The sequence below is a fragment of the uncultured Paenibacillus sp. genome, from assembly GCF_963515335.1.
GTDB lineage: Bacteria > Bacillota > Bacilli > Paenibacillales > Paenibacillaceae > Paenibacillus_I.
Window position 1 is genome coordinate 1 of sequence record NZ_CAUPYC010000020.1, and the last position, 11852, is coordinate 11852.

An 11852-nucleotide genomic window follows, 5' to 3' on the forward strand; every position below is an offset into this window, starting at 1 on the left:
TCTCCCTATACAACATCAACATTGAAGTCCTCCCAGGCGAAACAAAAACAGTGGAATTCGATGCAGCACAAGCGGGCGTATTCCCCTTCTACTGCACGATCTTCTGCGATCCGCACCATCAGGAAATGCAGGGGTACTTGCTTGTCCAACCCATCGCAATTAGCTCATCGAAAAATTAAGGTACTGTTCCTCCCACTAGAAAATTTAGAAAAGAACCCCCTCAGGGCCGTTGGTCGGCCCCGGGGGTTCGGTTGTTGGAAACTACAAAACGATTGCTCTGGAAATTATAACTAAAAGGATGAACAACACGAGGATAACCCCCGCACTAGTCCACACACCGCCTATACCTGCGCCATATCCGCCTAAACCTCCGACACCACTCATTCTTCATCGCTCCCTTCAGATTTTTAACTGCAGCATCAACTTATGAATGAGTAGATGTAAACGTATGGACTAGTGACCGGTACGTATGAAATATAGATACCTGTCTTTCCTGCAACGGCCTGTTCAATGCTTGCAACCTTCCATAACACTCTGGTCAAGAATCGTCGGCGTCCAGACTTTGATTTTTGTCCAGCACAATCTTGTTTTATAAGAACAAACATCCAATCATCTGGATTACAAATAAAATACACTAACGTGTGTAGTTTAAAACCTGCAACGTTAAGAAGAAAATGAATCATGAAATGAGGCGAAAGGCATGCATTTAATTAATCCAGTAAATGTTAACACAGTCAATCCCTATATTGGGAAACCGGTCGTTGCTGTTTTGCAGGACGGAACGTATTGTTGCGGACTTTGCGGTGGGATTGAAGGCGGTAAACTTATTCTGCATGATTATGCACCAGGTGAAGGTACGGTAGCCATCAGCGCCAAAAAGGCCAAGGAACAATTATCCCAAATAGGCAATAAGGCCAAAACCTCTGCTTTTGGATATGGGTACCCTTATGGTTATGGAGGTTTTGGATTGGATCTGGCACTCATAGCCCTCTTATTCGCCACTCTGTTCTTTATTTAAACTTGTAAAAGTGCATTCAGGGTAGTCCGAAAGGAGGCAGATCCACCGTGCCGTTCATCCATCCTATTTGTGAAGAAAAACTTGGGCCCTACGTGGGGCAGCCAGTCTGTGCTATATTGCACGATGGTACCAATTATTATGGAATATGCGGGGGAGTGAGAGATGGGAAGCTGATTTTGAACCATAACGTTAAAGGAGCAGGCAGTCTGTCCATAAGCGCAAAAAAGAATAAACAACGAGTTCGGATCGACAATAAAGCAAAAGTCTCTGGCTTGGGATTCCCAGGATTCGGGTTCGGCGGTGGAGGCTTTGGAGGCTTGGGCGGCTTAGGCAGTTTAGGAGGCATAGGCCGATTCGGCGGTTTAATTGGCAGAGGGTTGGGTTTAGGTTTGGGACTGGTTTCTCTTTTATTCGCACTGCCGTTTTTCGGCTCCGGGTTTTTCATATAACGGGAAGAACATGTTAACTTGAAAAGACGGCCTTTCTCTCGGCGGAGAAAGAGCCGTCTTTTTCAATGCAGTTATTTGGTGCTCACCTTTTCAGGACCGGAAGAGTATCGGTTATTTTTTCGCTATAATGCCGGTAAACCCAAGATGCTTATCATATTGCTCCATGAATTCCATGTTGTGAATGATCTTGTTGACAAACTTCTGGTCATGGAATATCCCCTCTGAAATCATCTGATCTTCATCGCGATATTTCAGTTCATTCTCTATAAAAAGCTGCGAATCAGCCTCGCGCGGGTTCCAAAGTTGAATATCGCGGAATCGGCAAGATCTGTAGTAATCTCTCCACTCATCACAGGTAGGGAACTGTTTTACACCGTACAAGTCGGCTGCGGCTTCCAAAACCTCATGAGGTGTATCCAAGTGAGAACAAAATTCTAAATTTACCATTAAGCCTTCCGGTTTAAGTATCCTCCGACATTCCGACAGTAACGGTTTAATCGGTAAAAAGACCGCCAATGATTCTGCCAGTACCACATCAAAATCATTGTCTTGAAATGGCATCGAAAGGGCATCTCCTTGAATAAAACCGGCCGTGCAATTATTCCTTTGCGCACGCCTGTTCGCCTTTTCAATCATTAAAGGATGACGATCCAAACCTGTCACTTGACAACCATATTTTTTTGAAATATAGCATGCCGTTCTTCCGGTTCCGCATCCAATATCCAGAACCTTCGTATTTTCGTCCATATTTAATTCGGAAACAAGGTCCATCGATATTTCAAATCCTCCGGGATGAGCGCTTCCTGCCCCCAGCTTTGCCAGTAAATCATGATACGTGCCGTTCAAAAGGCAACACTCCTTTTGAATCAACATATGCGCTCCGTTCCTCTTCTGCATATGTTCTTGATCATTCAACCCCTCCTTTTTCGTTTAAATTGGAATGTTGATGATCTCCCATGGCCATTCTCATGGGGAGCCAGAATCGTAAAGCAACGAGCAGCACAATGATCACAACCGAAGAAACGGCGTATACTGCCCACGGAATTGGAGAACGGATTCCGAAGCTTAGCAGTAGTCCCCCGGTATAATTTCCTGCTCCCTCCCCCAGACCCGAAATAAAATTAGCCAATCCGAAAAACACGCCAATCATTTGGGCGGTCGCAAGCCGCGAAACCGTACTGTCCATGGTGGGCATAATGAGCATCTCACCGATAATAAAGGTTGCTCCGCTGGCGGCAAGACCGTAAAAATTCCTTGACCAATATAGAGAACTGATTCCGGCTCCGATAAAAACAATGCCCAGAGCAAGTGCATACATAGGCTGTATTTTATTCAGCAGCCAAGCTGAAACGGGAGCCTGCAGCAAAATCGCAATGATGCTGTTAATCGTCCAAATCAAGCTGACGATGCTTGGGTCGGGCAAAATGGCTGCGGCGCGAAGGGGAATTGCCAACGCTAACTGGGTATATAACGCCCAAATCAGCACGCTAATCAAAGAAAAAACGACAAAGGCTTTATTGCGAACGATCTGTGAATAAGATTTTGCCGGAATGATGGGACAGGGCTTTTCTCCACAATTTTTAGGTATGTAATACCAGCTAATAACTGCCAGAAAAACAAATAACCCGGCCGATACATAAAAAATAAGTGGAGAAGATCCCCCCAGCACAAAATAAGCCAGGAGCCCCGCTAAACTGGTTCCGATATTCGCCGCGATGCCGCGGAGGGAAAAAGCCGTCGTTTTTTTTTCGGTGTCCGATGCCAATGCGGCGATTGCAGCTTTGGTCGCTGGAGCGTTGAAACCGCCGCCCAAGCCGTTCAATAGAGCCATGGCCATTAATGCCCAGAAAGGCTGAAATAACGCATACCCTGCAAAGCCCGCCCCACGAATGACGGCTCCTAAAGCGATAATCGTTCTGCGGCCTATTCGGTCCGCAAGGACCCCCCCGACAACACTGGCGGCCTGGAAGGAAAAAGAACCGGCAGCGAGGATCAGTCCTATCTCGGCAACGTTTAACGCCTTGTTCAGTTTCAGGTAAATGGGCAAAATCGGAAGGATCATGTAATATCCCAAGTGGGCCAACAGAATGCTGAAGAGTAAAACTTTCATGGAACTGCCGGTATTTCGAAAATCATGGTGCAGCATCATTTCACATCCTAAAGTTAATCGGGTAGCAACCATGGACATTTCTGCATTTTGTTAGTATTCGACAAAGGCAATGATTTTAGTACCGACCCCATAATCGTTTCAATCGGAAGAGCCTGCCAAAAAGCGTTATCACAAAGTACCCCTAACCCGGACGAGCCGGAACCAATAGGATCCCCATGTCGAACTTAGTAAGAAACTGAAGCGATATGGGGGAAATACAATGTTACTCACGGAACGTTACAAAGACAAGATTGCCGGCGTGTTGGCTTGCTATGATCGGATCGTCATCCATGGTAATATTCCGGTACTTTGTTTTGACGGCGGGATGACATCGTATCTGTTTCAAAACGACATCAAAATTTTCGACTATCCCCAGTGGGCTAACGGACTTCGGGATGAACTGCGGGAACATGCCGAACAAATCGCCAAAGACAACGGATTGGAAATCGAGTTTATCCGCAAGCTTGATGCTTTTCGTAAAGATGACCGCATCCAGTCCATCATCAAAGAGCGGGGTAACCATCCGGGACTCGTACATATCTTCTCGGCCATGGAGACCTGCGCCAGCTACAAGCCTTGGCACGACAAGACAACCGGGAAGAACTTCGTAAAAAACGATTCAAGCAAATGTCTGCACTATTACTTCTACTTCATCGATCCGGATTTCGGGCTTTGTTATCTTCGCGTTCCAACATGGTGTCCGTTCCGTCTGCAGTTCTACATGAACGGGCATAATTGGCTCGCCTACTCTCACCGCCTGGCTGGGCTGTTTCTGACAGTCCTTGGTTTCCTGTTGTCTTTTCCGGGTTTACCGAGTTTCTTTACACAATTAAAAGATATATGTACTTAAGAGCTTAAGAGCCTAAAGGAGTATTCATGAATACTCCTTTTTTCTATGTGTGAACTTCTACCGAGGAAACGCGAAAATACTCCTTATATGTATCGTGTTTTACTCCTTTTGGGGAAATGTGTTATTGCGGCTCCCATCTTATACTTAAGCTAACAGGTTCAGTATGATGCTGCTGGCGAAAAAAAGCGCAAGGGAGGAAAAAACTATGAAACGAGCGTTTTTATCTCTATTGCTGACGTCGATCCTGCTCTCGGTCGGAGCTGTTCCCGTACTGGCCGACCCCGGCGGTGATGAAGAGGAGTTCAATGCGGAGACCTACATTAAACAGGCTATCGTTGCGCTGGATCAAAGACAGCCGAACACGGGCGTCATTGATGCGAAACTGAAAGAAGTGGTCGAACAGCAGGAAGAAGCGGAAGGAGTCGATATCGCCAAAGTAGAGCAAGCGATGTCGCTTGTCATGGAGAAGAAGTACGGGGAAGCGAGTCAGGCGCTTTTTCAGTCGATTGGTGAAGATCCGGAAGGCGAGAATCCGGAATTGGGGAGTCCGCTGCAGGAATATGAAAAAGAATATACCGCAAATACGAGAACATCGTTGCTGCTTGTTGTGTCCGTCCTGTTTGCGGCGATAGGCGTCTTTATTCTAAAAAAATCAGACAGAAGGTGAGCATATGAAACGGCAAATCACCCATCAAGCGGCAGTCGGCAACAAGCGGAATGGAATATTCAAGTTTATATATGACCGGTTTGGATTGGATTCATTAAATTATGAAGTACCGGCTCATGCGAACACATTGCCGTTCACGTTGGGAGGCATTACGGCCGTCAGCCTGCTGCTGACCATGATTTCCGGAATCGTTCTTGCCTTCTGGTATGTGCCTCTGCCCGAACAAGCCAATACCAGCATTCGCGTGATCATGGAAAAGGTATACTGGGGTTCAATGGTGCGCGGCATTCATTACTGGTCGGCACAGTTGACAATGATTGCTCTCGTTCTTCACGTATTGCGCGTCTTCCTGTACGGATCTTATAAAAAACCGCGCGAAGGCAACTGGCTCGTAGGGGTATTGTTATTCGGCGTCATGGTGGGACTTTACTTTACGGGTACTTCGCTGAAATGGGACCAGGAAGGCTTCGAGGCTCTAGAGCATGCCGAATCAATCGCAGGAACCTTTGGGCTGGGCGGATTGTTCAGCACGGCATATGTACCGGTGTTGATCCGGTTATTTATAGCTCATGTCAGCATTCTGCCGGTGCTGCTGGTCGTACTGCTGTTTATTCATATGCTGCTGGTTAAACGGATGAAGATTTCAGAGCTTCCCTGGAAGAAAAAAAGCGTTGTTCCTGCCGTTTCGCAAGTAACGGCCGAAATAGCCGCTACAGCCGAAGTGAGCAACCTGCACGTCAAAAAACATACATTCGTCCAGCATTTCCGCAAATTATTCGGTTATGGATTTATCATCTTCGGAATTGTCGTGATATTGGCCGTTCTGGTTCCGCCTTCACTCGGACCCGCTCCTCTGACCGGAATAGAAGTGACCAAACCGTTATGGCCTTTCCTCTGGATCTATTCGGTTGAGGAATGGTTCGGGATCAACGGCGCTGTCATAGCCAGTACCATCCTGTTCACGGGAATGCTGGCCGTACCGTTTTTCGACCGCGGGAGCGATTCTTCCATCGGAAAAAGAAAATGGATCGTTTCCGTCGGGCTCGCGGTTGCGATTGCGCTGCTCATATTGACGATATACGCCGTTTTCTCCTCGCCGGTCGTACACCTCGATATGGAATAAAAAAACGGAATTTATCGAATTTTTGTGAAAAAGGGGAGCCCCCCCTTTTTTTTATTTTCACCTCCTGATAAGCTTGTGATGGGAGGTGGGGATAATGAGAAATTTCGCCAAAGTGAAGAAGCTGTCCATTATTTTAACCAGCTTGTTCATCGTTTCCTTCGAATTATTTCGCCACACCGTGATGGTGCCCAATTTGACTCCTCGGCTGGATATCGTCATTTCCTCTACCTTGTTTATAATCGCCTCCATCATATTTTCCCATTATGTTTTTAACATCATAGAGAAAATTGAAAAAAAACGGCTTCAAAAAGAGAGAGAAGCAAACGCTTTGTTCGACAATAGCATTGACGGCATTTTTGTTTTTGATTCAATCGGGAAGCTGGTCGATATGAATCACGGAGCTGAGACAATGACCGGTTGGAGCATAAATGAGACGGTAGAAACGCATACGTTACTCTTCATGTTTCAGTCGGACGACAAAACCGATTTACATCAGTTTATAAATAAACACCAGACAAGCATGAAGATAGAGGAAACGCTGCTTAAAGCGCGCAACGGAGGCTGGATTCCGGTAAGCGCCGCTTTGTCCCGCATTCCGGGAGAAGCAAACAAAGATTCAAAAATCGCGGTCATTGTGAGGGATTTAACGGAACGAAAGCAGATGGAGGATGTGATCAAAGGATTGTATACGGAAGCGTCTCAGAAGCAGTTCGAAGCCGAGACTCAGTACCGCATAGCCCAAAAAATCGCATCGATTCGCGACTTGACTGCCGATAATAAACAAAGCCTCTTTGAGTCAGTCGTAAAAGAAATAAACAAGCTGCTTAAAGCCGAGTTCGCGGGATTATTTCTATATGATTTTTCCAACGGGGTGTTTGAGCTGGCCGGGTTGACCGATCCGCAACAAAGACAGACTTTGGATGAATCATTCTCAGAAACCAAAAGCAAAGGCCGCCTTCAACATCAGGAAGCGACAGTGGTCCACGCGGGAGAGAAAAAATTTTCGTATTATCCTTTGCAGATGGAAAACACGGCCTTGGGATACTTGGCGGTTTGCGGAAAAAAAGAAGCGTTTGAGTCGCTGCACCAAAAGGAATTGTTGAGAAGCATTATATATATTCTGACCATATCTTTAGAAAATCTGAAGATGTACCATCGGATGAAGGATGTCGCCATGCTGGAAGAACGGGAACGGTTGGCAAGGGAAATGCACGACGGGCTGGCCCAGGTCATCAGTTCTATTCATATGAAAATTCAAATCATGAGAGCGTCCATTCAAGAGAAAAACACCGATGTTCGCGTCATTCTGCAGGAAACTACGGATGAACTGGGTTTGATTGTGAAAGAGGCGTATCATGAGGTCAGGCAAAATCTTTTCAACCTGCGCATGCCGATCTACACCGACGAATCATTTATCGAACACATCCGGCAGTATGCATCCCGCTTTGCAAAGCAAAATAAAATTGATGTAAACGTCGACGTTCAGTCCTGCCGCCAAAGCAGCGGATTTGATCTGCCGGAATATACAAAGATACATGTAGTCCGTATTCTGCAGGAAGCATTATCGAACGTTAGACGTCATTCCCAAGCGACCAAAGTCCATATATCCATCAATTGTGGAGATCCATGCTTGTTTTTGATAGAGGATAACGGCATCGGCTTCGAACCGGCGGCAATGGAATCGGCCGGCCATTACGGGCTAAGCACGATGAAGGAGCGCGCGGTCTTGATACAGGGACGTCTGGATATCCATTCTGAACCTGACTGCGGTACGCAGGTTATTTTAACGTTGCCGAACAAAGGAGAGCTTCATGGATAAAATCCGTATTCTGGTCTGTGACGACCATGAAATTCTAAGAAAAGGAATTGTTCAACTGCTGAAGCTTCAGTCCGGATTTGAAGTGGTAGGTGAAGCGACAGACGGTCTGGAGTCCATCCGGTTGGCGGAATCCGTAAAGCCGGATGTCATATTAATGGACATTCAAATGCCGGGATTGACCGGGATTGAAGCCACTGCCTTCATTCGGAGGCAAAATGCGAAAGTAAAAATCATTATGTTGACCATATCGGATGAGGAAGAGGATTTGTTTAATGCCATCAAGCATGGAGCCAATGGGTATTTATTGAAAAATATGAATTTGGAACAGTTGTTTGCCCATGTGAAGAAGGCCTATGACGGAGAAGCCCCCTTCTCGCCGGGATTGGCGAACAAAATATTGGCGCAGTTTTCTCAAATTTCCCAAAAATTAAAGGATGAAGAGAAAAATCACTACGAATTAAGCGTGAGAGAAAAGGAGGTGCTGCAGCTGGTCGCTCTGGGAAAAACGAATAAAATGATTTCGAAGAAATTGTATATCAGCGAACATACGGTGAAAAAGCATTTGCAGCATATTCTGGAAAAGCTTCACGTGAGCAACCGGGCGGAAGCGGCGGCTCTTGCTGTAAGGAAACGGATCGTCGTGGAAAACACGGATGATGCGGCGACGGGCGGTGAACGAACGATTGAGCAATGGACCGGACAGGATCCCGAATCGTCCCCTTGACCGCCGGCAGGCGGAGAAGCTATACTATGTATCAGCGATGTTCAATAAATTTCATAATCGTTTTAATCGGAGGAGCCTGCCAACAGCGGGCTCTTTTTGCGTTTTTGCGGGCTGCGTTCATCTCTCTCACAACTTTTGAGGGAAATTGGTAAAGCTAATACGGATAAATTTGGATTTGAGGAGGAAGAGGCTTGTCTTTGCTTCATGCCGCAATTTTATTGCCTTTCATTATGGCTGTCGGCATTTCGATCTTCAACAACCTGCTGCGACGCTTTCATACGGGGTGGTTCGTTGTGCCGGGACCGATCCTTCTGTTCGCGTACTTCCTGGGCCGGATTCCGTCCGTGCAGGACGAAAGCAGTTCGACGGCAACCGTTCAATGGATTCCCTCGCTTGGAATCGACTTTACCGTCTATCTGGACGGACTCGGCTTACTGTTCGCCCTGTTGATTACGGGGATCGGGTCGCTCGTCGTGCTGTATTCGATTTTCTACCTGGATAAAACCAAAGAAGCGGTCAATCGCTTTTACGTTTATTTGCTGCTGTTCATGGGCGCCATGCTGGGGGTCGTCCTCTCGGACAATCTGATGGTGCTGTACGGGTTTTGGGAACTCACCAGCATCTCCTCGTTCCTGTTGATCGCATTCTGGCACCGCCGGGAGAAATCGAGATACGGCGCGTTGAAGTCGATGCTGATTACCGTGTTCGGCGGTTTCGCCATGTTTGCCGGGTTCATCCTGTTGTACACGATCACCGGTACGTTCAGTATTCGGGAAATGATCGGGCAAGCGGAGGCGATCACCGGCCACGCGCTCGGTCTGCCGGCCATGCTGCTCATCCTGCTGGGCGCTTTTGCGAAATCGGCCCAATTCCCGTTCCATATCTGGCTCCCGGATGCGATGGAGGCGCCGACGCCGGTCAGCGCGTACCTGCATTCCGCCACGATGGTGAAGGCCGGGCTGTATGCGGTCGCGCGCTTCAGCCCGATTTTCGCCGGAGGGGCGGAATGGTTCTGGATCGTATCGGGGTTCGGGTTGTTCACGTTGCTTTACGGCGCTTACCGGGCGATCAAGCAAACGGATTTGAAGGCGCTGCTCGCCTTTTCCACCGTCAGCCAGCTGGGGCTGATTATGAGCCTGCTCGGATTCGGCTCCGCCGCCGCGCAATATGCGGGGACGGATCAATCGTCCGTGTACACAAAAGCGATCGCGGCAGCCGTGTTCCACCTTATGAATCAAGCGATATTCAAAGGCGCCTTGTTCATGGTGGCCGGCATCGTCGACCATGAGACGGGAACCCGGGATATCCGCAAGCTCGGCGGCCTGATGGCGCTGATGCCGATCACGTTCTCGGTTGCGTTGATCGGTTCCTTCTCGATGGCCGGGCTGCCGCCGTTCAGCGGGTTTCTCAGCAAGGAAATGTTCTTTGCGGCCGCGCTCAATACGCTGGACATGGACATATGGAGCATGGAGGCTTGGAGCGCTCTGTTTCCCGTCATCGCTTGGACGGCCAGCGTATTTACGTTCGTGTACAGCATGCTGCTGTTGTTTCGCACCTTCACGGGAAAGCTGCAGCCCGACAAGCTGGCGAGAAAGCCGCATGAAGCGCCGCTCGGTATGCTGCTGCCGCCGGTGCTGCTCGTTTCGCTCGCCGTCATATTCGGCTTTTTCCCCAATCGGCTTGCCGATGCGCTGATCGAGCCCGCCATGGCGTCGATTATCCCGCAGGCGCTCACGCCGGGCGAAAGCTTCCGGGTCGATATTTATTTCTGGCACGGATGGACGACGGAGCTGTTGATGACGATCGGGGTTGCGGCGGCGGGAACGGTGCTGTACAAGCTGTACGGGCGCTTCAAGGCGTTGAACAGCCCCCTGTTCCGGCGCGTTTCCTTGAACGGGGCTTATGATGGGGCGCTTCGTTCGTTGGAACGTTCCTCCAATCGTTTGACAAACGCTTATATGACCGGCTCGGTCCGCCATTACCTGATTTATATCTTGGCTTTTTTCATTGCCGCGTTAGGGCTCACGATGATCGGATCGAAGGCGCTCGTGATCGACGCTTCCCGTTATGCGCCGATGTCGGTGTATGAAGCGGCCGTCACCGCCGCGCTGATTTTGTCCGCCGTCGCCGTCCCGTTCGCCCGTTCGCGGATGACGGCCATTATTCTGACCGGCGCTTCGGGCTACATGGTAACGTTGTTCTTTGTCCTTTTCCGCGCGCCGGATTTGGCGCTTACGCAGATGATCGTAGAGACGGTGTCCGTCGCGCTGTTCCTGCTCTGCTTCTATCATTTGCCCAAGCTGAAGCGGGAGAAAGTCCCGCTCCGCTTCAAGCTGCCGAACCTGGTCATTTCAGCCGTCGTCGGAGCCGTCGTCACGCTGATCGCTTTGAGCGCGAGCGGCAGCCGGGCGTTCGATTCGATCTCGGACTTTTACCTGGCGGAAAGCTATAATTCGGCCGGAGGCAAAAATGTGGTCAACGTCATTCTCGTCGATTTCCGGGGCTTTGACACCTTGCTGGAAATCATGGTGCTCGGCATCGCCTCGCTGGGCATCTATGCGCTGATCAAGCTGGGGCCCGATTCGGACGATGCCGGCGCCATGCCGGCGAAACCGGCGGACATTCATGCGCCCGGCGGCAATGACGTCATTCTCAGGACGGTATCCAAAGCCGCGATTTTCATCATATTGACGTTTGCCTGGTTTTTGTTTTTCGCAGGCCATTACAATCCGGGAGGCGGCTTCATCGCCGGGCTGATGACGGCGGCCGCGCTTGTATTGCTGTCCATGGCGTTCGGCATGAAGCTGTCAAGCAAAGTTATTCCCGTGGACTTTCGCAAAGTAACGGCGCTGGGATTGACGATCGCCCTGCTAACGGGGATCGGTTCGTTCTTGTTCGATGCGCCTTTCCTCAGCCATACTTTCGGTTATTTCGAGCTGCCGCTGCTGGGGAAGACCGCGCTGGCGACGTCAGTGCTGTTCGATCTGGGCGTTTACCTCGCGGTCGTGGGCGTCACCATGACCATCATCTATACGATAGGGAGGGACATGTAG

At 49.1% G+C, this 11852-nt stretch carries 11 protein-coding genes; 8 read left to right on the forward strand and 3 right to left on the reverse strand.

Annotation, left to right across the window (positions count from 1 at the left end):
• Nucleotides 1-261: 261 nt before the first annotated feature.
• A complete protein-coding gene (locus RWM61_RS08765; protein WP_313999624.1) occupies nt 262-384 on the reverse strand; it encodes a sporulation protein YjcZ in 123 nt (40 codons plus the stop codon).
• A 316-nt stretch (nt 385-700) separates the two neighbouring features.
• On the opposite strand from RWM61_RS08765, the gene RWM61_RS08770 reads away from it, so the two are divergent.
• Both RWM61_RS08770 and RWM61_RS08775 read left to right on the forward strand, forming a co-directional pair.
• The gene (locus RWM61_RS08770) at nt 701-1018 is read left to right on the forward strand and encodes a hypothetical protein (protein WP_313999626.1); all 318 of its coding nucleotides are present in this window, start codon (nt 701-703) and stop codon (nt 1016-1018) included.
• 47 nt (nt 1019-1065) lie between these two features.
• On the forward strand, nt 1066-1467 hold the full coding sequence (locus tag RWM61_RS08775) for a hypothetical protein (protein ID WP_313999628.1): 402 nt from the start codon (nt 1066-1068) through the stop codon (nt 1465-1467).
• Nucleotides 1468-1578: 111 nt separating this feature from the next.
• On the opposite strand, the gene RWM61_RS08780 is transcribed toward RWM61_RS08775, so the two are convergent.
• Together RWM61_RS08780 and RWM61_RS08785 are read right to left on the reverse strand one after the other, a co-directional pair.
• Nucleotides 1579-2313, reverse strand: a complete 735-nt coding sequence (locus RWM61_RS08780) for a class I SAM-dependent methyltransferase (RefSeq protein WP_313999630.1) — start codon at nt 2311-2313, stop codon at nt 1579-1581.
• A gap of 61 nt (nt 2314-2374) precedes the next feature.
• The gene (locus RWM61_RS08785) at nt 2375-3613 is read right to left on the reverse strand and encodes an MFS transporter (protein WP_313999634.1); all 1239 of its coding nucleotides are present in this window, start codon (nt 3611-3613) and stop codon (nt 2375-2377) included.
• 223 nt (nt 3614-3836) lie between these two features.
• Here RWM61_RS08785 and RWM61_RS08790 point away from each other — a divergent pair, with 223 nt between their 5' ends.
• The 6 genes from RWM61_RS08790 to RWM61_RS08815 all read left to right on the forward strand — a co-directional run bounded on the left by RWM61_RS08790 (nt 3837) and on the right by RWM61_RS08815 (nt 11852).
• Nucleotides 3837-4466 carry a hypothetical protein gene (locus tag RWM61_RS08790; protein WP_313999636.1) on the forward strand — a complete coding sequence of 210 codons (630 nt, stop codon included), beginning with the start codon at nt 3837-3839 and terminating at the stop codon, nt 4464-4466.
• Nucleotides 4467-4629: 163 nt separating this feature from the next.
• Entirely contained in the window at nt 4630-5133 is a 504-nt protein-coding gene (locus RWM61_RS08795; protein WP_313999638.1) for a hypothetical protein, read from the forward strand.
• A 4-nt stretch (nt 5134-5137) separates the two neighbouring features.
• The gene (locus RWM61_RS08800) at nt 5138-6256 is read left to right on the forward strand and encodes a cytochrome b N-terminal domain-containing protein (protein ID WP_313999640.1); all 1119 of its coding nucleotides are present in this window, start codon (nt 5138-5140) and stop codon (nt 6254-6256) included.
• Between the two features lie 94 nt (nt 6257-6350).
• Nucleotides 6351-8075: a PAS domain S-box protein gene (locus RWM61_RS08805; RefSeq protein WP_313999642.1), complete on the forward strand. Its 1725-nt coding sequence runs from the start codon at nt 6351-6353 to the stop codon at nt 8073-8075.
• Entirely contained in the window at nt 8068-8799 is a 732-nt protein-coding gene (locus RWM61_RS08810; protein WP_313999645.1) for a response regulator transcription factor, read from the forward strand. The genes RWM61_RS08805 and RWM61_RS08810 overlap by 8 nt, the downstream gene beginning before the upstream one ends.
• Before the next feature lie 191 nt (nt 8800-8990).
• Nucleotides 8991-11852, forward strand: coding sequence for a Na+/H+ antiporter subunit A (locus tag RWM61_RS08815; protein ID WP_313999647.1), 2862 nt, complete (start codon nt 8991-8993; stop codon nt 11850-11852).

What these genes read in the sequence shown, in the direction of transcription:
- RWM61_RS08765 (WP_313999624.1), bottom strand. Translation starts at nt 384, where the DNA reads ATGAGTGGTGTCGGAGGTTTAGGCGGATATGGCGCAGGTATAGGCGGT.
- RWM61_RS08770 (WP_313999626.1), top strand. Translation starts at nt 701, where the DNA reads ATGCATTTAATTAATCCAGTAAATGTTAACACAGTCAATCCCTATATT.
- RWM61_RS08785 (WP_313999634.1), bottom strand. Translation starts at nt 3,613, where the DNA reads ATGCTGCACCATGATTTTCGAAATACCGGCAGTTCCATGAAAGTTTTA.
- RWM61_RS08790 (WP_313999636.1), top strand. Translation starts at nt 3,837, where the DNA reads ATGTTACTCACGGAACGTTACAAAGACAAGATTGCCGGCGTGTTGGCT.
- RWM61_RS08795 (WP_313999638.1), top strand. Translation starts at nt 4,630, where the DNA reads ATGATGCTGCTGGCGAAAAAAAGCGCAAGGGAGGAAAAAACTATGAAA.
- RWM61_RS08800 (WP_313999640.1), top strand. Translation starts at nt 5,138, where the DNA reads ATGAAACGGCAAATCACCCATCAAGCGGCAGTCGGCAACAAGCGGAAT.
- RWM61_RS08805 (WP_313999642.1), top strand. Translation starts at nt 6,351, where the DNA reads ATGAGAAATTTCGCCAAAGTGAAGAAGCTGTCCATTATTTTAACCAGC.
- RWM61_RS08810 (WP_313999645.1), top strand. Translation starts at nt 8,068, where the DNA reads ATGGATAAAATCCGTATTCTGGTCTGTGACGACCATGAAATTCTAAGA.